This is a genomic window from Bacillus sp. AFS077874 (genome assembly GCF_002566505.1).
Classification (GTDB): Bacteria; Bacillota; Bacilli; order Bacillales; family Bacillaceae_G; genus Gottfriedia.
Map to the genome: position 1 here is coordinate 367478 of NZ_NUYF01000005.1, position 21513 is coordinate 388990.

Sequence of the window (21513 nt, forward strand, 5' to 3'; positions counted from 1 at the left end):
GTTCTTCTTTTTTTAAGTATTCAATGAATCAATTGAATAATATTGAAAGTGCATAAGGAGGAAAAGGATGAAAGAAAATAACAAGACTCTTATTTTAATAGGACTAATGATTGGAGTCATCTTCTCAGAGCTTGATGAGACAGTCGTTTCAACAGCTATGCCAACAATTATTAGGGATTTAGGAGGGTTAGCGCTTTACGGCTGGGTTGGTGGAGTTTACATGCTTTCGATGACCTCCTTTATGGCAATACTCGGTAAACTTGCGGATTTGTATGGTCGAAAAAAAATATATTTATTTAGTATGGCTTTATTTATGGCTGGCTCTATTATTAGTGGTACGGCTCATTCTATGGAAGTCCTTTTAATTGGTCGTGGAATTCAAGGTATTGGTGCTGGTGGGTTAATGCCACTTGCGATGGTCATTTTCGGAGACAGTTTCCCAGTTGAACAACGTGCAAAGCTACAAGGTATTTTCGGAGCTGTCATGTTTATACCTCAACTACTTGGACCGCTCATTGGAGGATATTTTGTACAGCATATATCATGGCACTGGATCTTCTTAGTAAATATTCCAGTAGGAGTTTTAGCTGCAATTTTATTAGCTTTAGGATTAAACGAATCGAAAGTAGACAAAAAAATCAATATCGACTGGTTTGGTGGGATTTTACTAGTTACCACGTTAATCAGTTATCTACTTACTCCTGTACTTCATCAAACAGAAGGATATGCATGGAGTGATCCTAAAATGATCGGTTTACTTTTTTTAGGAACTATTTTACTTGGATTATTTATATTTGTAGAGTCAAAAGCAAAAGAACCAATTATCCCATTGCACTTATTTAAAAATAGAAACTTTGTTGTCATTTCGGCTCTTGTATTTGTATTTGTTCTTGCGATCATGGGGTCACTTTCATCCTTTCCATTCTTCTCGCAAAATGTACTCGGTTTAACTCCTACTGAATCTGGTTATTTAAATTTACCAATTATGGTTGGTGCGATGGGTGCAAGTGTAGTTGCTGGTCGAGTAATGAATAAATTCTCATATCGAAATATTTACGGTGTTTCATTTATTATACCAATGATCGGTTTCTATTTACTTACAGGTATTACGGCTCACACTTCAATTATTACTTTCGTTATTTATTTCATTATTCTTGGACTTGGATTCGGTGCTCTGTTTAACAATGCATTAATTGTTCAAGAATCAGTTGAAAAGGAAAATGTAGGGATTGCACAATCTGCCGTTATGTTATTTCAATCCATTGGTATGACGATTGGCTTTAGTTTATTTGGTTCTCTATTAGCCTCTAAAATTACATCAGGGATGAAATCACTAGCTGGTAGTCTTACTGTGGATCAATTGCTACAATTAAAAAATGTACAAAATGGTATGATTCCCTCTAATCTTGATCAAAACCTACTTGAAAAAGTAAAAACAGTCTTTAGTCATGCATTCCAGGATTTATATTGGGTATCTTTCGTGCTTGCCATTTTAACATTTCTAATTTGTTGGGGTCTGAAAAAGGAAATTTTAATAAAGAAAGATGAAGCAAGTGAAGTAAAAGAAGTGAATTCTATTTAACAAAAAAACCATTCCATTTTTCGGGGAATGGTTTTCTTTTTTTAATCTATTAATTTGTTTGTTAAATGCTTAATTACATCTTCTAAAGATTTTTCTGCCATCGATGATAATCTTAAACTATGGTTCTCAAACTTTAAATGTGAGGTAACTTGATTCGGAACAATTACACAGTGTAACCCTGCTTTCGTTGCAGCAATTAGTCCATTCAACGAATCTTCAAATGCGACAGCCTCTGATGCTTGAACTCCAATTTCCTCAATTGCTTTTAAATATAGCTCCGGATCTGGTTTAACTTTCTTTACATCATCTTTCGTCTTAATTACTGAAAAGTATTCATAAATATTTAATTTTTTTAAGAAGCTTTCTACCCACTCTCTTGAGGAGCTAGAAGCCAAAGCTATTTGTAATCCAGCATTTTTTGCTGAGATTAAATAGTCCTCTACGTTTTCTCTTAGTGCCGGCTCGAGTAGCTTCTCATCAACTAGCCCTTTAGCCATTTGTTCGATCAGCTCTTTTTCAATTGGCTCTTTTAAATTTGAATTAATAAAATTGAATAAAATTTCATCACTTGTTCCGATAACTTCTGAAAACTTTTGAAGAGTTAATTCCACTTCATACCGTTGTAGTACTTCCTTATATGCTTCAAACCATACAGACTCAGTATCGACAATTAGACCATCAAAATCAAATATTACAGCTTTAATCATTCCATTTCTCCTTTTCCTTAATTAGATAATTTTACTATGTTATGGTTATTTCAGTTTAATATTGTTTTTTTATTTTTGCCAATCAGGTTTAATGAGAGAAAATACGTTTAAATCTTGAGACTGATTCCCTTGAACTAAATAGCCTCTCAGTAATCCTTCTTTTTGAAACCCTAACTTCTCAACTAAAGTAGATGAGGCTGTATTATCTGGAAAAATATTAGCTCCAATTCGATAGATTCCTAGTTTATTAAAGCAATAAGATGAGATTTCCTTAATCGCCTCGGACATAAATCCTTTTCTCCAATATTCAGGTAATAAATCATATCCAATTTCAGTTCTACTAGCGTGTAGGACTAAATTATTTAAACCAATTGTCCCGATTAATTTTTTTGATTCTTTTTCAACTATTCCCCACCGCATTCCTTGTTGATTTTTAAATCTAGTTTGAAAGGAATCTATCATTTTAACTGCTTGATCTTTTTCAGTAAAGGGGTCCATACCATAATATTTAATTACCTCTTCATTTGAAAAGATGGAAAAAATCGCATCAACATTTTTTTGTGTAATTTGCACTAAAGATAATCTTTCTGTTTCTAATATTGGAAAATCCATCATGTTACCCCTTTCTTATAGGTCGAATAATCTCTTAAACTCAGTTTGTTTACTTGAAGTACCTTATTTTACCATAAATCATGATTTAATTTTCTTAATTTTTATTTGATTTATTTCTTATTCATTTATACCTATTTCCTCATGAAAATCATTCTGTACAAAAGTATCCTTTTTTTGTGTTATCCAAAATTTGGGAATAATCCATTTTCATAGAAATAGAAATAAATAGACTCATTTCATTCATAAGGGAGAACAGTTGTATGAACAATCAATTAAAAGTGAATCCACTGCAATTTTACAAAGACCCATATTCGTATTTTAGTAACGCTAGACAAATCAGCCCTGTGCTTTATACGGAGCTATTTCAGAGAACTGGATGGCTAGTAACAGGCTATAGAGAAGCAGAAATCATGCTAAAAGACCCCCGTTTTATAAAAGAAGCAAACAAAGTCACTCCAACTGAACAAATACCTGAAAGTGTTATGCCTGCAATTGCAATAAATCGAAAAATGATGTTATTTCGAGATGCTCCTGATCATACAAGATTGAGAAATCTCGTGAACAAAGCCTTTTCTCCAAGAATGGTTGAAAATTTACGAACTTCGGTAAATGAAATTGCTGATTATTTGATAGCAAATATGAAGGGAAAATTTACCTACGAACTAATCCGTGATTTTTCATATTTACTACCTGTATTTGTCATAACTGATCTATTAGGTGTTCCGAAAGAAGATCGAGATTTATTTCGCAATTGGTCTGATGCATTTATTAAATTTATTGATTTTAATACGACTATGGAGGATTTAGAGTTAGTATCAAAGGATATTCTTGATGCTTCTAATTATTTCAGAAATCTTATATCTAAAAGAAGAATTGAACCTAAAGAGGATTTAATTAGTAATTTAATCGTAGCGGAGGAATCTGGTGATAAATTAAGTGAAGATGAAATGATCGCAAGTTGTCTTCTTTTATTAATAGCGGGTCATGAAACTACTGTTAATTTAATCACGAATGGATATTATTTATTATTAAAACATCCTGAGCAATTTGAGCTATTAAAAAATGATTTAACGTTAATTCCTTCAGCTATTGAAGAAATATTAAGATACGAATCACCCGTTATTTTTACATCTAGGTGGGCTAGAGAAGACTTTGAGTTTGCTGGAAATTCGATTAAAAAAGGCGATTACTTTATGGTTTCATTAGGTGGAGCCAATTACGATCCAACAGTCACAACTAATCCTGAAATATTTGATATCACTCGAAAAAATATAAAACATTTATCCTTTTCATCCGGCCCGCATTTCTGCTTAGGTGCCCCACTTGCTAGATTAGAAGGACAAATTGCAATTGAAAAACTGATTAGACATTTAGTGAATCCAGTTCTAATAGAGGAGCCAACTCGCCGTAAAAATGTTGCATTTCGAGGGTTTGAAAGCTTAAAGATTCAGGCAAGTATCCAGTGATGTTTCTAGCAAACTGTGTACTTTTGCAGACAGAAATTAAATTTTAATTTACTATGTTGTAGAACAATATATAACATAAAAAAGAGCATCGAAATCTCGGTGCTCTTTTTTACTGTGCAAAATCTTCATTAAAAGGTACAATTAAGGTTCTAAGTGAAATCACTGTTGGCTTATTTGTAGTAAAATATTTAATCCCTTTTTTAAATCTTCAAATGACGCGTAGGCATAAGAAAGACGAATATGGTGTAAATCTCTTGATTCGTAAATATAACCTGGATTGATTAATATATTTTCTTTAAGTAATTTTAAAAATAAAGTCTTATTTACAATTGGATTATGAAATCTAAGCCATATGTAGAAACCACCTTCAGGCTTTTTCCATGAAGCTATTTTTTTAAAGTCCTTTTCTAAAATTTCTTCTACGTATTTAGCTCTTCTTTGCAATTGTTCACGAAGGTTAACAAGATGCTTTTCGTATAAACCGTTTGCGATCCAGTGTGATACGATTTCTTGCGAAAAGGCACTTGAACCGTAATCTGTTTGCATTTTAATATCAGCTAGTCGTTCAATTACAGGCGAAGGTGCAACAACCCAACCAATTCTTAATCCTGGACTTAGTGTTTTGGATACACTCCCGATATATAGAACTTGTCCTGATGTGTCAAACGATTTTATAGCAGGAGAAGATGATTCAAAAAGTAATTCGTGATACACATCATCTTCAATAATCGGAATTTGTAGCTCTTTGCATGTATCAAATAGATTTTGCTTTTCTTCCAACGACCAATTATAGCCCGTTGGATTGTTTAGTGTTGGAACACAGTAGAATAAAGATTGCCTCTTTCCTTTATGTGCCCGTAAATTATCTTTTAATTGATGTTCTCTTGAAACTGAAGTCATTCGCATACCATTAGATTGAAAGGGATGTACTGAATTTAAATACGAAAATTGTTCTTGAAATAAAATGGATCCCTCTTCCAATAATCCAACTGCAATTAATTGAAGCGCTTGAAGTGCACCCGAAACAATTAAAATGTTCTCTGGTGCTGATTCAATACCGCGTTTTTTTAAATAATTACTTAAAATTCCTCGGAGCTTTTCACTTCCTTGCGGAGATGAATAGCCAATTGCTTTGGAATCAAGTGAAATCTTTCTTAACGAATCTTCTATTTGTTTAGTTGGTAATAATTCAGGTGATAATTCACCTGTTCCAAGACGTATGATATGATCCATTTGCTCATATTCATTTATGAGTTGAATCGTATGGTAGTTTGGTTTATGAATACTTGATTCAATATGTCTCTGCCAATTTGGTTGATTTTTGCTCAAAAGTACGTTCCACGAATTGTTAGCCACATATACCCCTGAACCCATTTTTGATTCAATCAATCCATCTGCCCTTAATTCATCAAGTGCAAGTTGTACGGTACTACGGTTCACATTAAATTGCGTTGCTAGTTGACGCTGTGTTGGAATCTTTGTCCCAACAGACCAATCACCTCGTTCAATTCGAGATTTTATCCAATCTACAATTTGCTCTTGAACAGTCAAATGAGAATCACGATTTGGTTTCCATTTCATCTAACTCCCCCTAAATTGGGTGGATATAATACCATCCAATTGGTTGTTTTCTTTTAGTTTTATCATAGTACGATAGTAATTGAAAGGGAGTTGATTTGATGGAAGCTATTATTCATGGTCTAGTCTTAGCATTCGGACTTATTTTACCTTTAGGGGTACAGAATGTATTTGTATTTTCACAAGGTGCCACACAGCCAAAACTAATTCGAGCGCTTCCTGCGACTTTTACTGCTGCTGTATGCGATACTTTTTTAATTCTATTAGCTGTTTTCGGACTTTCCACTATCGTTCTACAATTTGAATGGCTAAGAATTAGCCTGATGATTGCTGGTATTTTGTTTTTAATATACATGGGGTATGTTATTTGGAGATCTAAACCTGCAGCAAATGAATCAAACAGTGCATTACCTAGCCGACAGCAGATCATTTTTGCTTTATCAGTTTCCTTATTAAACCCTCATGCAATCTTAGATACAGTCGGTGTAATTGGAACAAGTGCATTAAAATATGTCGGAAAGGAACAAGTTTTCTTTACGATTGCATGTATTACAGTATCTTGGATTTGGTTTATTGGTTTAACGGTCGCAGGCTCAGTCATGAAGAAGGTAGACAGTACAGGAGGTTTAATGAACATATTCAACAAATTCTCCGCCTTGTTTATTTGGGGAACTAGCATTTATCTTTTAATTGGATTAACTTAATGTAGACTAGAGGATGATCGAATGTTGATCATCCTTTTTTCTGGTTCAACTTTAGCAAAAAGTAGTTGATAAACCGATTTTTAAGATTATCTTCTTTCAATAGGTTTAGCAAAAATAATTGATATTAAAAATCCAATAAATCCACCGGCAATAGAGCCAGCAAATGCTGAGTTAATTTCGCCATGAAATATGAATACTCTAACTAAAAAATACGATATGGCAAAAGAAACTGCGTAAATCAAATATACATAAATGCTCTTTTTAGAAATCATCTAATCCTCCTTAAATCATCCAGCACTAATTAATTAATTCAACAGCTATTTTAATAAACCTTTAAACTATTGAATTTAAAAAATAAGAGCCCTTGCCCACGTCAATTAAGAAGAAAAATGACAGACTAAAATTTTGTTATTAGTCTGTCATTTCACTTTAACTATTCAATTAATTAGAAGCAACTAATTCTATTTGGGACTGATAATCACCAACTTTAATTTCTTTTCCATTCACTTGATTTTTCACAACTAGTTTTCTCATTAATAAGTTTTCCTCAAGCATTCCTTTAAACTTTTCTATGATTTCAATAAATTCTGGATTAGCTGTTATTCCAATGTCTACGCGCATATTAATTGGTAGATCTAATTCTTTTCGGTATTCTTGAATAGACCTAATTAATTCTCTTACAGTACCTTCTTGGATAAGATCTTCTGTTAGTAATGTGTCGAGGGTCACTGTATATTCGCCATTCGTCGCTGATGCAAAACCTTCTCTTGCGCTTTTTTCAACTAAAATATCTTGTGCATCGACTTTAACAGTTTCTCCTGTTTCAATTAATACATTAACGTACCCACTCTCAATCACTCTTTTTGCTTCTTCATTTGTTAATACTTGAAGTGATTGATTGACTAAATTTGAAAGCTTTCCAAATTTTGCTCCTGATTTTTTAAAATCTAATTTTAATTTTAAGATTGAAAACTCATTTTCGTTGTTTACTTGTTGGAATTTTTTTACGTTTAACTCATCTAAAACAATTTCCTTATATAAATCCCAATTGATCTCTTCATTGTTACTAACTAAAGTTAAACTAGCTAGTGGCTGTTTGATCTTTAATGAATTTGCATTTCGGATGCTTCTTCCAAGTTCCACAACTTTTAGAACTGCATCCATTTCCTTTTCAAGCTGAACGTCGATTAATGTTTCATCGCAAACTGGGAAATCAGATAAATGGACGCTTTGTTTTGTTAAATTAAAATAAACATCTTCCGCTAAGAATGGCGTAAATGGTGCTAACAATTGACTTACTTTTGTTAATACTTCAAACAGTGTATAGTAAGCCGCGGCCTTCTCTTTATTCATTCCATTTGACCAAAATCGTTCTCTTGATCTTCTTACATACCAATTGCTTACTTCATCTACTAATTTAGCGATGTCTCTTGCAGCATTTGTAAATTGATAATCCTCTAAATTTTTGGTTACATTTTTGACTGTACTATGCAAACGTGAAATGATCCATTTATCCAACGTACTTGATTGATACTCATATTGTTCTGTTGTATTAAATCCATCTAAATTTGCATATAAACTGTAAAAACTATGAACATTGTCGATTGTATCGATGAGTTTCGATTTCGCCTCTTGAACGACTCTTTCAGAAAAACGCTTCGGATTCCAAGGCGCACTGTCTACCAATAAAGCCCATCTTAATGAATCAGCACCATATTTTTGAATTAATTCTACTGGATCTAGTGCATTCCCTTTACTTTTAGACATTTTTTGTCCATTTTCATCTAAAACATGGCCTAGAGATAATACTCGTTTATACGGTACTTTCCCGGTAAATAAAGTAGATACTGCAAGTAAACTATAGAACCAGCCTCTTGTTTGATCAATCCCTTCAATGACAACATCAGCCGGGAATTGTTTTGTAAATTTCTCTTTATTTTCAAAAGGATAATGATACTGGGCAAATGGCATCGAACCGCTATCGAACCAGACATCAATTACTTCAGGTGTTCTTTTCATATTCCTTTTACAATTTGGACAATTAAGAGTCACTTCATCAACAAAAGGTTTGTGCAGTTCAATTGAGCTGTCAATTTCTTCAACCGAATGGTTACATAATTCATTTATACTTTTTGGTGCTAATTGATGATTACATGAAACACATTCCCAAACATTTAATGGTGTGCCCCAATATCTTTTTCGGCTAATATTCCAATCTACCATTTGTTCTAAAAAATGACCGAATCGGCCGTATTTTATATGATCTGGATGCCAAGTTACTTCTTCATTATTTTTAATAAACTCATCCTTTAATGCGGTCGTTTTAATAAACCAACTTTCATTCGCATAATAGAGTAAAGGTGAATCACAACGCCAACAATGCGGATAGCTGTGTTCATATTTTTCTTTACTAAATAATAAATCGTTTTCGGCTAAATACCTCACTATATCTACATCACACTCTTTAACAAAACGACCTTGAAAATTAGGTACTTCATCAGTATATTGGCCCTTTTCATTCACTACATTTACAAAAGATAACCCATTTTCTTGCACAACCTTATAGTCATCTTCACCGTATGCAGGTGCGATATGAACAATTCCAGTACCACTACCTTCAGTTACAAAATCTGCTTTCACAACTTTATGTCCAACTTCAACTTTTACGAAATTAAATGGTGGTAAATAACTAATACCGATTAGATCTGCCCCGAGAAATTCAGATAAGATGACATAATCAGCTTTTAGCACTTTATCTACTAATGCCTTAGCAAGAATAAATACTTCCTCACCTTTTTTAGCACGAACATATTCCATAGTTGGATTTACAGCTAACGCTACATTAGCAGGAAGTGTCCACGGAGTTGTCGTCCATCCAAGGAAATAAACATTATCTTCATCTTGCAATTTAAACTTAACGGTTGCAGATAAATCCTTAACGTCTTTATATCCTTGCGCTACTTCATGTGAGCTTAGTGATGTTTGACAGCTAGGGCAATAAGGTGAAACACGGTGACCTTTTACTAGTAAACCTTTTTCATGAATTGTCCCTAGGATATTCCATACACTTTCGATATAAGAATTGTCCAGTGTTACATATGGATCATCCATATCCACCCAATAACCTAACTGCTCAGTAAAGTCTCGCCATTGTTTCTCGTAAGTAAAAACACTTTCTTTACATTTATCAAGAAAAGCTTTTACACCATAACGTTCAATTTCTGCCTTACCTGAAATGCCTAACATCTTTTCAACACCGAGTTCAACTGGTAAACCATGCGTATCCCATCCAGCTTTCCGAACAACTTGGAAACCAGCCATAGTTTTATATCTAGCTACCACATCTTTTATCGTACGACCTAAAGCGTGACCAACGTGTGGTAGTCCATTTGCAGTCGGGGGACCTTCATAAAAAACAAAAGATTGATTATGTTCTCTTTGTTCAACTGATTTAATAAAAGTATTTTCTTTAGACCAAAGTTCACTAATCCTTTTTTCACGATTTTGAACAGATTCTTTCATGTTTTCTTTTTTCATATGATATCGCCTCTCTTCTTTTTTTAAAGCACACAAAAACCCGCCCCTATAATAAGGGACGGGTTTAACCGCGATACCACCCTAATTCTATTGAAAACATTCCGCTCTTCAATAGCACTCAGTCACGTACAATCATACGCGTTCCTTTTAACGGTAGACACCCGTTCAAACCTACTTATGTTTTCAGTTTGACTTCTCGGAGAGGATCTTCATCTAAGTACTATTCACCGGATTTCAGCTTCCCCGGCTCTCTGTAGAACAGTAACGAAAATTACTTTTCTCGTCATTGAATTCATTTGTGTGCTTTAATTGTTATTTATTATATCCATCGACTACTAAAAAGTCAAAGTTTTCTTAAATTTATTTTTTACTTAATTTAAATTCCGTATTCCAATTGCAAAAGAAACTTCTAAATGTCAAAGTTAATGATCCTTTTGATCGTAAAATATCTTTTTATCACTTTTCACTATTTTCCGCCATTAAGGAAAGAAAAGCAGCTATTATTTCTCTACCTTATTCAATTCTAATCTAATTTTACAATTTTAAACGAATCAATCTTTTGTTAATCGTTAATACTTTCTCATAATTTTTTTAAAAACTAATGGAGAATATTGTGTTAAACTGATTTTGGAGAAAATTAAAGAGAAAAAGGGGTGCCGAAATGATCAAAACGATGGCTGTATACAAGGACGGAACCCATGCGTTTGATGTATCAATTGAAGAATTAAATACCGAACAAATTGATTGGGTTTGGGTCGATTTTGGTAAACCTGAAAAAGAAGAAATTGACTTATTGCGAACTCAATTCCAATTCGATGAAATAGCAATTAAGCATTGTGTAAGTTATAAAGAAAGACCGAAAATGGATTATTACGATGGCTATCGTTTTATCATTCTACAATCATTGCAGGAGAACATGGAACAAGCTGAAATCGATCTCTTTTTGTCCCACAAGTACATCGTTTCATTTTGCTGGGAGGAGTCAAATGCGATACAAATTGTGTGGAACAAACTAAAAGGATTAAAGAGTACAAAAGGAATAAAACCAGAACGAATCCTGTATCACATTTCTGATGAAATTGTTGATAAATTCTTTCCAATCGTCCAAAAAATTGAAGATGACATCGAAGAGATTGATGAATTAGGAACAAATTCCGATTTAAGCATGATCGATGGAATTAAAACACAATTAAGCAAATTATCAAAAGTAAGAAAAACAGTTAAACCAACAAAAGATTTAATTTATCGTATATTAAATTCAACCCACGTTGAAATTGACAAAGAAACGACAAAGAAATTGCGAATCGTCTACGATCATTTATTAAAACTATTAGATGACATTGCAGATAACAGGGAAATGGCAAATGACATTAGAGAAAGTTATATTTCAACAAACTCACACAAAATGAATAAAACGATGAAAATGTTAACATCGGTCTCGATTGTGTTCATGCCACTAACATTCATCGTCGGTGTATATGGAATGAATTTTGTTCACATCCCTGAGCTTCAATTAAAATATGGTTATTATTACTGTTGGGTGATCATGCTAATCATCGTGATTGGATTAGTAATGTGGTTCAAGAAAAAAGATTGGTTCTAAAAAATACTCATTATAATACGAAAAACTATCCAACAAAAATAAGATGATCTCTGTAGAGGTCATCTTATTTTTATTCTATTTATACCTTCGCACTTAGTTTTTTTTATTTTATTATTTCAATGAATCTGCTGTTTTTTCAAACATTACACTTTGATCAATTAAACCACAAGTTCCACATTGAACTAAATATTCTGGACCTTTATATGGAACAAAAAATGGATCTAGCCCACTTGAAACGTATTCTTCTGTTTCAACATCTCCGCTTTGAGCATTTAATTTAACTGCTTTTGGGTTTTGTTCGATTAAATAAAATCTACTTTTGTTTGTTTTACAGCGTGGACATGCTAATTTATGCATATTTTCACCTCATTTTATTCATATAAGGTTACTATTCCATTAAATTATTATATTTATTCATATTAATTCGTATTTAATTTGCCTTCAAATACAATCTTTCTTCCAGTCGGTTCAATTTCTACCTTTCCGTTAATCATTTGTTCTGAAAATATTGGTACTTCCATTCTTTTAACTGGTGTATAGCCTTCTCTTTCCATTCTCTCTAAGCAATCATTAATTGTTTCATTTTCAAAGACTTCAAATTTTTTCTTACTCATCTATTTCCCTACTTTCCACTATTGTAATTCTATCTAATCATAATTGAATTCAAATCAAACTATAGTAAAAAACCTTACTTTCATTTGAGAGTAAGGTCTGACTGACTAAAATTATTTAATCGCGAAGCCTCGATAGGAATCGAAGTGCTTCAATATAAACCCAAATGACTGTTACTAATAAACCAAAAGCACAATACCACTCGAACTCTTTTGGTGCACCTTGTCTAACACTTGTCGTAATTAGATCAAAATCCAAGAATAGATTTAATGAAGCAATAACAAGTATCGCTAAACTAACAAATATTCCGATTGGACCAGATTGATGGATATATGGAATTGGAACATGGAATAGTTGAAGGACCATCGTTAGTAAATAAAAGATAAACACTCCGATTGTTAATCCGAAAACAATTGATCTAAAACGGTGCGTTACTTTAACTAGTCCAGTAGCATAACAAATTAATGTTCCTGCTATAATTGCTATTGTTAAAAGAACCGCTTGTAGGACAATCATTCCATATGTTGCTTCGTAAACAGCTGAAATATTACCAATTAGAATCCCTTCAACTGCTGCATAAATTGGTGTAGTAATTGGCGCAATTCTAGGAGAAAAAGATGTTACTAACCCAATTATGAATGCAACGATTAAACATCCAATAAACACTTTAGAATTCAGTGTTCCAGTAGCCGTTAGATAAAATGAGTATCCTGCTGTTGCAATTAGTAAGATTAATGCGATAATTGTTTTACCAATTGTCCCACCGATCGTCATCGCTTTAGCAGCATGTCTTGATTTCGTTAATCGTTCAGAATTTAAGATAGGATTTGAACTCCTCATTTAAACTCCTCCTTTATTTTATACCTTTATTTTACCATTTTTAGTAAATTTCTTAAACTTTAAACAAGCTTTAGTAAAATATATGAAAAAAGATGTCCAAAAGGACACCTTATTTCAAAAAAATAAATTAAAATTTAATTTTATTTGCTAAAAATGATTGTAATTCACTTATTGCAACACGAGTTTGCTCCATAGTGTCACGGTCACGAACTGTTACTTTTCCGTCTTCAATTGATTCGAAGTCGTAAGTAATACAGAAAGGAGTACCGATTTCATCTTGACGTCTGTAACGTTTACCAATTGAACCAGTTTCATCAAAATCAACATTGAAATCTTCTGCTAAAGAAGCAAATACTTCTTGTGCATTTTCTGATAATTTTTTAGATAATGGTAAAATCGCTGCCTTATATGGTGCTAATGCAGGATGTAGACGCATTACTGTACGAGATGTACCATCTTCTAATGCCTCTTCTTCATAAGCATCAATTAAAAATGCTAATGTCACACGATCTGCACCTAATGATGGCTCGATACAATATGGAACGTATTTTTCATTTGTAATTGGATCATGATATGTGAAATCTTCTGTTGAATATTCCATATGTTGTTTTAAATCATAATCTGTACGAGACGCGATGCCCCATAATTCGCCCCAACCAAATGGGAATTTATATTCAAAGTCAGTTGTCGCGTTACTATAGTGTGATAATTCATCCGCACTATGTTCACGTAAACGAAGATTTTCTTCATTCATACCTAAAGCTAATAGCCATTTATTAGCAGTTTCTTTCCAATAAGAATACCACTCTAATTCTTCACCTGGTTTACAGAAGAATTCAAGCTCCATTTGTTCAAATTCACGAGTACGGAACGTGAAATTTCCTGGTGTAATTTCATTACGGAAGCTTTTACCAATTTGAGCAATACCAAATGGTACTTTCTTTCTCATTGTACGTTGAACATTTTTGAAGTTTACGAAAATACCTTGAGCTGTTTCTGGACGTAAGAAAATTTCATTCGTACTTGACTCAGTAACACCTTGGAATGTTTTAAACATTAGGTTAAATTGACGAATATCTGTAAAATCATGGCTACCACAATCAGGACAAGCAATTTTATGTTCCTCAATCAATTTAGCCATTTCTGAAAATGGAAGACCATCAACGATTATTTCCATTCCTTTTTCTTCAAGTGCATTTTCGATTAATTTATCAGCACGATGACGAGCTTTACAATTTTTGCAATCGATCATTGGATCATTAAAGTTACCAATATGACCTGAAGCTTCCCAAGTACGTGGATTCATTAAGATTGCAGCATCTAATCCAACATTATATGGACTTTGTTGAACAAACTTTTTCCACCAAGCTTTTTTCACATTATTTTTTAATTCAACACCTAGTGGACCATAATCCCACGTATTTGCTAAACCACCGTAAATTTCAGATCCTGGAAATACAAATCCTCTGTGTTTAGCATGACTTACTACGACATCCATTGTTTTTTCTGACATTTCATCTGCCTCCAATTTTCAATTGATTTTGAAAATGCAAGAATGAAATAAAAAAGCTCTCATCCTTAGGCATTTTCTGCCTAGGGACGAGAGCTGTATATGCACCCGCGGTTCCACCCTAGTTGACAATTAAAAAAATTGTCCACTTTAAGAATTAACTCAGGAATGCCTTTCGCTAAAGGTTTTGATTGAGCTCACACCATCCTCAATTCGCTAGTCAAAATAATCTTTAGGTACTTCTTTCCGTCAACGTTATATGTAATAAATAATATGTTGTTATTTTAACAAAGTGACAATGATTAAGTCAAATATTATTATGAACAAATTTGATAAAAAAATACCGTGAATTTTTTGAATATTTCAGGGGATACATCATGTAAAGATAAAACCTTTACAGTATGAGCATTAATTGGTATGATAGAAAAGTTGTTTTATTTATATACCAATACTATCAGAAGGGAGTGCTAGTTTTGAGTAGCAGCATTTTTTTAAAGAAAAAGAAACGTTCAGCAGTATTGCTTGATAAACATCATTCCATTCGTTTATTAAAGACAAACAAAAAGCGAATCGTGAACAAAAGAAACAATAAAATAAAAGGGTTCGAACAATTACTTGTTAAAGAATTAAACGAGGAAATGATTTCAACTTCAAACAGTACGGTAAATGAAATTTCTAAACATGTAAATACAGTAGTGATCGAAGGACTTCCAGTAACATTTCTTCTAAAGCTTGGAAAAGAGTTTTTCTCAGATTTAGAAGCAGTGAAGTACTATTATAATAGTAAACATGAAGATTTTTACAAGAATCGTAGTTTACTAGAGGAATCACTTCAATCTTCAATTAACAATGCGTCAAGTGAAGAACAATTAAAAGTTTCGGAATTTATTTCTAATAAATAATCATTATTAATGAGGGAATCCTTAAGGGGTTCCCTCTTTTATATTATTGGGAAAATATTAGTAAGGTACCGACCGATTGAACTGCAAATAAACCTTAAAGAGCAGCAAATAAGAAACTTAATAGTGCAAATAAACGTTGAAAACTTGCAAATGAATGGCGGACTGCAATAAAATCAGTGAATCTGCAAATAAAATTACCGATTCTGCAATTTTAATCACCAAATCTGCAAATAAAATAAAAAATTACCAATACCCGTAAAGGTATCTATACTGAATTATTAGCTCATCGTGGATACGATCGAATGTAAATCAAGCATATTTCTTCATAAACCCTAAAATACTAATTCAAATCTGCCATTTATCTTTATATAAGTCTGGAAATAGACTTAAAATGATCATTGCCTCCTAGATATCTACTCTTTATATTAATTTTCACACTCATTCACATCAAAAAAGAGATGTTCATATGTCAGTTGACCCGACTCATGATACATCCCTTTTTTTTTATCTATTTTTGATTTGCAGATTCATTAAGCTAAATAGGCTTTTTTCACTTCTTCATTATTCATTAATGTCTTTCCTTCACCAACCATTTGGATCTCACCAGTTTGAATTACATACCCGCGGTGAGCAATTTGTAATGCTTGGTAAGCGTTTTGTTCGACTAATAAGATTGTCATTCCTTGTTTATTTAATTGCTCAATGATTTCAAATATTTGTTCAACGATAATTGGAGCAAGACCCATAGATGGCTCATCTAGCATTAGCAAGGATGGTCCCATCATCAGTCCTCTACCAATCGCTAGCATTTGTTGTTCTCCTCCACTCATCGTACCACCTTTTTGGCTTAAACGCTCTTTCAGTCTTGGAAAATAATCAAATACCATTTCCATGCGAGCAGCGATTAGTTTTTTATCTTTAACTGAGAAAGCACCCATCTCTAAATTTTCTTTTACACTTAATTTAGAAAAAATTCTTCTTCCTTCTGGTACATGGGCGATTCCTTTTAAGGCAATTTCATGAGATTGTAGCTTTATTATTTCTTCACCTTTATAAATCAGCGTTCCAGATTTTGGTTTAACTTGGCCACAAATCGTTTTTAGAGTAGTAGATTTTCCAGCACCGTTACTTCCAATTAACGTTACAATTTCACCTTCATTTACTTCAATGTTAATATTTTTCAGTGCTTGAATACCACCGTAAAAAGAGTTAATATCTTTTAATTGTAATAGCGTCATTTTTTCGTACTCCTTTCACTATGCAGTAGTCACTGCACTTTTTCCTAAATATGCTTCAATTACTTTTTGATTATTTCGAATTTCAAGTGGTTTTCCTTCTGCAATTTTTTCGCCATGATCAAGTACAAATAGATACTCGGATATTTCCATAACAAGCTTCATATCATGCTCGATTAAGACGATTGTTAAGTTAAGGTCATCTCTCATTTGATAGATTAAATCAGTCAATTCTTTCGTTTCTTTCGGATTCATCCCCGCAGCTGGCTCATCTAAAAGTAAGATTCTTGGTTGAGATGCTAATGCACGAGCGATTTCAAGTCGTCTTTGTGCACCGTATGATAGACTCGATGCTTCCTCATTATAAAATTCAGCTAATCCGACGTATTCTAACCATTTATATGCTTCTTTCATTGCCGTTTTTTCTGCTTTTTTAAATTTAGGCAAATGGAATATTGTTGAAAAAACACCATACTTTAAATGCTGATGCATTCCTACCATGACATTTTCTAAAGCAGTCATACTATTAAATAGACGAATATTTTGGAATGTACGCGCGATCCCTTTTTTATTAACAGTATGTGGTTTTAACCCTATTAAACTCTCATTCCCTAACAAAATTTCTCCACTACTAGGAGTGTACACACCTGTAATCATATTAAAGAATGTTGTTTTTCCAGCTCCATTTGGTCCAATTACCGCTGTAATTGAGCCTTCTTTAATATCAATATTTACATTATTTACAGCTGTTAAACCGCCAAAGTTTTTCGTTAAATTCGTTGTTTTTAACATTTGATAGCCTCCTCTCTTAAAATGAAACTGTGCGTGTTTTTTCTTCGACTACAGTTTGATCTACGACGTCTTCTTTTGGAACAACCTTATTTTTGGCAGGCAATAATCCTTTTGGCCTGAAAATTGCTGCAAGTACTAAAATAAGTCCGAAAATCATACGTTGCATTTTAGAAGGCGATAGAGCTGGTGGTAAGTTAATAACTCCATCTAATGTTAATTGGTTTAAATAGTTTGTTACTTCTGTTAACACTTGTAGATTTAAGATTGTTACAAGTGCTGCTCCAAGGATAACACCTGGAACACTACCCATTCCGCCTAAAATAACCATTACTAAGATCGTAATCGATTCAAGTAATGTAAAGCTTGTTGGGTCAATAAACATTTGCTTTGCAGAGAAAACTACTCCCATCATTCCTGAGAAAGATGCACCGATTGCAAATGCAATTAATTTCGTACGTACTAAGTGAATACCTGATGCTTGTGCAGCGATTTCATTCTCACGTACCGCCTTCCAAGAACGTCCTAGCTTAGAATCTTGTAATCTAGTAACAGCTAAAATGACGATTGATAAAACAACTAACACGACATAATAAAATTGCCCAGAATTATCAATCTCTAATCCAAAAATAGTAGGAGCTGGAATCGAAGAAATACCTTGTGCTCCTCCAGTAATATTTATCGGTTTATCTAAGTTATTAAATACAATTCGAATAATTTCACCAAAGCCTAGTGTTACAATTGCTAAATAATCACCTTTTACACGTAGTACTGGAATACCTAATAATACACCTGCAATTGCAGCGATAATTCCACCTATTATGATAAATACCCAAAATGAGTTTCCTGAAAACGGAAGGAAATCAAAATGTAAGAAATTCGTAACTTGTTTAGTCGAAAAAATTGCATAAGTATATGAACCGATTGCAAAGAAGGCAACGAATCCTAAATCTAATAGGCCCGCTAAACCAACTACTACGTTTAATCCAAGTGCCATTGCAACATAGATTCCAACTAAAGTCGCTACACCCATATATGATTCAAATGCTGTACCTTGTGATGCAACATAAGGCATTATCACGGTTAAAACTAAGATTCCAATGCTCCATTTTAATTTGACTGGAAAATTAGTTTTATATAATAAGTAAAGTGAGAACAAGATTAATAGAAATGCCGTTACCGATTCTTGCAAAAAGTATAATCCTAATGATGTAACAACGATATAAGCTCCTAAGAACATACCTTGTAGTTTATTTGATTGTTTTAACCCATTTAATAAGCTCTTCATCTAATTCACCTACACTTTCTCAGCTACAGGTTTACCTAATAAACCTTCTGGCTTGAATATTAGAACTAGAATTAAAATTCCAAATGCAACAACATCTTTATATTCTGATGGGAAAATGCCATGAGTTAAAGTTGATAAATTTGTTGCTGCAAACACTTCGATTACACCGATTAATAAACCGCCAAACATTGCACCACGGATATTTCCGATTCCACCTAATACTGCAGCAGTAAATGCTTTTAGGCCTAAAATAAAACCGATATACGGATCAATAGTGCTGTACTGTAATGCAAATAGTACGCCAGTTGCACCACCTAATCCAGAACCTAAAAAGAATGTTAAAGAGATGACTTTATTAACGTTTACAGACATTAATGATGCAGTTTCACGATCCTGTGCAACTGCACGCATTGCTGTACCCCATTTTGTTTTATTGATGAAGTAATCTAATGAAATCATCATTACAACTGCAACGACTAAAATAATGATTGATGCTGATTTAATTTGTGCATTTCCAAATGAAGAAAGAATTGTGCTAGTTTTAATTTGGTGTTGTCCAGAAAATAGTGATGGGCCAGTAATAATGTAATTTCCTTCTTTTAATTCAGCAATAAAACGTACGATATCTTGTAGTAAAAATGAAATACCGATTGCTGTAATTAGTGTAATTAACTTTGGTGCTTTTCGTAATGGACGATACGCAACTCTTTCGATCCCCATTCCTAGGAAACCAGTTGCTAATGAAGCTATTATTAAAACAATTGCTAACACGATAATTGCAGGTAAACTACTTAATAAACCTAAACCAGTAAATGTAATTAATACTGCAGTACCAATAAACGCACCCACCATAAATATTTCACCATGTGCAAAATTGATTAGTTCCAATATCCCATAAACCATCGTGTAACCGAGTGCTACGATTGCATATACTGCTCCTAAAACAAGACCGTCTATTAGAACTTGAGGTAGTGTTTGGATTACTTCATTCATGTATAAGACCTCCTATAAATAATGTAGTTTATTTCCTATTAATTTCCAAAATTTTACAATTTTCTCATCTTATTGAGAGAAAAAGAGTATCACATTTTACAGGATACTCTTTTCTTTAAGACTGGTAGGGTTTGTTTCTAATTATGGTTTAGTAACTTCGCCTTCTTGAGTACCAGGGTATTTAGCTTCTTTAAACGTATAAATAAATACTTTCGCGTATTTGTTGTCCCCTTTATCGTCGAAGCCCACCTTCGTTACTACACCATCATAATCTTGGATTGCACGTACTGCTTTTTCAACTTGTTCACGAGTTGGCGTTTTTCCTTTATTATCATTGATCGCATTTTTTAATCCTTCTAATAAAACACCAGCAGAATCATATCCGTAAGATGAGAACGATTCAATGTTTTTATTAAATTTAGATTTATAAGCGTCAGCAAAAGCTTTACCTTTATCTGTTTTTAACGTATCACCAGCTACTGAAGTATAATAGAAGTTTTTAACAGCATCTCCAGCAATATCAACTAAACCTGAAGAGTCCATTCCATCTCCACCCATGAATGGGATGTTTAATCCTTTTTCACGAGCTTGTTTTAATAAAATTCCACCTTCAGCATAAAGTCCACCGAAGAATACTAAATCAGGCTTTTTCGCAATTGCATTGTTTAGTACTCCGTTAAAGTCTTTATCTCCGATTGAGATCCCTTCTTCACCTAAAATTTTAGCGCCTAATTTCTCTGCAGCAGCTTTGAATTCATTTGCTAAACCAGTTCCATAAGGTGTTTTATCTTGAATGATAAAAATATTTTTAGCTTTTAAAGTATTAACAGCGAAATTTGCACCTGCAGGACCCTGGAAGTCATCACGAGCACAAATTCGGTTAACTACTCCTAATCCACGATCAGTTACTTCATTTGCAGTATTTGAAGGAGATACCATTACGATATGGTCTTTCTCATACTTTACAGAAGAAGGAATTGCTACACCAGAGTTTAAGTGTCCAACAACACCAAGGATTTTATTGTCTGCAGCTAACTGCTCAGCATTTGCTACACCTTTTTTTGGATCCCCTTGGTCATCATAAGGCACAATCTTTAAATCAAAGCCTAATTTTTTGAAAGCTGCTTTTTGATCTTCTAATGCAAGCTGTGCTCCAAGTTTAATGGACTCACCTAAAATTGCATTATTACCAGATAATGGTGTATTTGTTGCAATTTTAATGACTTGGTTCCCATCCTTTGAACTATTACTACCACAGCCTGCTAAAATACCCGCAGTTAACGATACTGATGCTAAAATTGCAAACCCCTTCTTAAAAACCATATGTACGCCCCCTTAAAAACCTATTTTTTTGAAAATTTAAAATTCTTAAGAAAATAGTAAGCTATATTTTTTCGTTAGACAAGTTCTTTTGATTCAAAATATTTCGACAATTATGTCGATTCATTGTTATTTTAGGTAATTATTCCCATTAAAAAATCATTAAAAACCTTTTTTCCTTATTTCTGAAATATAAAATTAAAAGATTTTAATGTGTTTTACTAGGTTAAATCCT

19 protein-coding genes and 2 other annotated features are annotated in these 21513 nt (G+C 33.2%); of the genes, 5 read left to right on the top strand and 14 right to left on the bottom strand.

All coding sequences use genetic code 11. The features are described 5' to 3' along the window. Nucleotides 1–67 precede the first annotated feature (67 nt). On the top strand, nucleotides 68–1582 hold the full coding sequence (locus tag COJ46_RS03525; protein WP_097977782.1) for an MDR family MFS transporter: 1515 nt from the start codon (nucleotides 68–70) through the stop codon (nucleotides 1580–1582). Nucleotides 1583–1623: 41 nt separating this feature from the next. Here the strand turns inward: COJ46_RS03525 and COJ46_RS03530 are convergent, their stop codons facing one another. Together COJ46_RS03530 and COJ46_RS03535 are read right to left on the bottom strand one after the other, a co-directional pair. After that, nucleotides 1624–2289 carry an HAD family hydrolase gene (locus tag COJ46_RS03530; protein WP_097977784.1) on the bottom strand — a complete coding sequence of 222 codons (666 nt, stop codon included), beginning with the start codon at nucleotides 2287–2289 and terminating at the stop codon, nucleotides 1624–1626. Between the two features lie 69 nt (nucleotides 2290–2358). Next, entirely contained in the window at nucleotides 2359–2901 is a 543-nt protein-coding gene (locus COJ46_RS03535; RefSeq protein WP_097977786.1) for a GNAT family N-acetyltransferase, read from the bottom strand. 260 nt (nucleotides 2902–3161) lie between these two features. On the opposite strand from COJ46_RS03535, the gene COJ46_RS03540 reads away from it, so the two are divergent. After that, on the top strand, nucleotides 3162–4367 hold the full coding sequence (locus tag COJ46_RS03540) for a cytochrome P450 (RefSeq protein ID WP_097977787.1): 1206 nt from the start codon (nucleotides 3162–3164) through the stop codon (nucleotides 4365–4367). 159 nt (nucleotides 4368–4526) lie between these two features. Here COJ46_RS03540 and COJ46_RS03545 read toward each other — a convergent pair whose 3' ends face one another. Then, entirely contained in the window at nucleotides 4527–5948 is a 1422-nt protein-coding gene (locus COJ46_RS03545; protein WP_097977789.1) for an aminotransferase-like domain-containing protein, read from the bottom strand. Nucleotides 5949–6046: 98 nt separating this feature from the next. Here COJ46_RS03545 and COJ46_RS03550 point away from each other — a divergent pair, with 98 nt between their 5' ends. After that, nucleotides 6047–6649 (top strand): LysE/ArgO family amino acid transporter, encoded by a 603-nt coding sequence (locus COJ46_RS03550; protein ID WP_097977791.1) that lies wholly within the window; start codon nucleotides 6047–6049, stop codon nucleotides 6647–6649. An 86-nt stretch (nucleotides 6650–6735) separates the two neighbouring features. Here COJ46_RS03550 and COJ46_RS03555 read toward each other — a convergent pair whose 3' ends face one another. Together COJ46_RS03555 and ileS are read right to left on the bottom strand one after the other, a co-directional pair. Next, the gene (locus COJ46_RS03555) at nucleotides 6736–6921 is read right to left on the bottom strand and encodes a hypothetical protein (RefSeq protein WP_097977793.1); all 186 of its coding nucleotides are present in this window, start codon (nucleotides 6919–6921) and stop codon (nucleotides 6736–6738) included. Nucleotides 6922–7090: 169 nt separating this feature from the next. Continuing rightward, complete coding sequence (ileS, locus tag COJ46_RS03560) at nucleotides 7091–10171, bottom strand: isoleucine--tRNA ligase (RefSeq protein WP_483294978.1); 3081 nt, start codon at nucleotides 10169–10171, stop codon at nucleotides 7091–7093. A 66-nt stretch (nucleotides 10172–10237) separates the two neighbouring features. Beyond that, nucleotides 10238–10482, bottom strand: a binding site (T-box leader). 365 nt (nucleotides 10483–10847) lie between these two features. Between ileS and corA the strand changes: the two genes are divergently transcribed. Further along, entirely contained in the window at nucleotides 10848–11789 is a 942-nt protein-coding gene (gene corA, locus COJ46_RS03565) for a magnesium/cobalt transporter CorA (protein WP_097977794.1), read from the top strand. Nucleotides 11790–11900: 111 nt separating this feature from the next. Here the strand turns inward: corA and COJ46_RS03570 are convergent, their stop codons facing one another. From COJ46_RS03570 to COJ46_RS03585, 4 genes are all read right to left on the bottom strand, one after another. After that, on the bottom strand, nucleotides 11901–12146 hold the full coding sequence (locus COJ46_RS03570; RefSeq protein ID WP_097977796.1) for a DNA alkylation repair protein: 246 nt from the start codon (nucleotides 12144–12146) through the stop codon (nucleotides 11901–11903). Between the two features lie 62 nt (nucleotides 12147–12208). Next, nucleotides 12209–12403, bottom strand: coding sequence for an NETI motif-containing protein (locus tag COJ46_RS03575; RefSeq protein WP_097977798.1), 195 nt, complete (start codon nucleotides 12401–12403; stop codon nucleotides 12209–12211). A 115-nt stretch (nucleotides 12404–12518) separates the two neighbouring features. Further along, nucleotides 12519–13241, bottom strand: a complete 723-nt coding sequence (locus COJ46_RS03580) for a Bax inhibitor-1/YccA family protein (protein WP_069032390.1) — start codon at nucleotides 13239–13241, stop codon at nucleotides 12519–12521. A 127-nt stretch (nucleotides 13242–13368) separates the two neighbouring features. Then, nucleotides 13369–14754 (bottom strand): glycine--tRNA ligase, encoded by a 1386-nt coding sequence (locus COJ46_RS03585; protein ID WP_097977799.1) that lies wholly within the window; start codon nucleotides 14752–14754, stop codon nucleotides 13369–13371. A 79-nt stretch (nucleotides 14755–14833) separates the two neighbouring features. Beyond that, nucleotides 14834–15013: a binding site (T-box leader), on the bottom strand. 211 nt (nucleotides 15014–15224) lie between these two features. Here COJ46_RS03585 and COJ46_RS03590 point away from each other — a divergent pair. Further along, entirely contained in the window at nucleotides 15225–15653 is a 429-nt protein-coding gene (locus tag COJ46_RS03590) for a hypothetical protein (RefSeq protein WP_097977801.1), read from the top strand. 530 nt (nucleotides 15654–16183) lie between these two features. On the opposite strand, the gene COJ46_RS03595 is transcribed toward COJ46_RS03590, so the two are convergent. From COJ46_RS03595 to COJ46_RS03615, 5 genes are all read right to left on the bottom strand, one after another. After that, on the bottom strand, nucleotides 16184–16891 hold the full coding sequence (locus tag COJ46_RS03595) for an ABC transporter ATP-binding protein (protein ID WP_069032386.1): 708 nt from the start codon (nucleotides 16889–16891) through the stop codon (nucleotides 16184–16186). 18 nt (nucleotides 16892–16909) lie between these two features. Continuing rightward, a complete protein-coding gene (locus COJ46_RS03600; RefSeq protein WP_097977803.1) occupies nucleotides 16910–17680 on the bottom strand; it encodes an ABC transporter ATP-binding protein in 771 nt (256 codons plus the stop codon). A 16-nt stretch (nucleotides 17681–17696) separates the two neighbouring features. Further along, the gene (locus COJ46_RS03605; protein ID WP_097977804.1) at nucleotides 17697–18965 is read right to left on the bottom strand and encodes an ABC transporter permease subunit; all 1269 of its coding nucleotides are present in this window, start codon (nucleotides 18963–18965) and stop codon (nucleotides 17697–17699) included. A gap of 9 nt (nucleotides 18966–18974) precedes the next feature. Beyond that, nucleotides 18975–19958, bottom strand: coding sequence for a branched-chain amino acid ABC transporter permease (locus COJ46_RS03610; protein ID WP_097977806.1), 984 nt, complete (start codon nucleotides 19956–19958; stop codon nucleotides 18975–18977). Between the two features lie 141 nt (nucleotides 19959–20099). Beyond that, the gene (locus tag COJ46_RS03615; RefSeq protein WP_097977807.1) at nucleotides 20100–21281 is read right to left on the bottom strand and encodes a branched-chain amino acid ABC transporter substrate-binding protein; all 1182 of its coding nucleotides are present in this window, start codon (nucleotides 21279–21281) and stop codon (nucleotides 20100–20102) included. Between the last annotated feature and the right edge of the window lie 232 nt (nucleotides 21282–21513).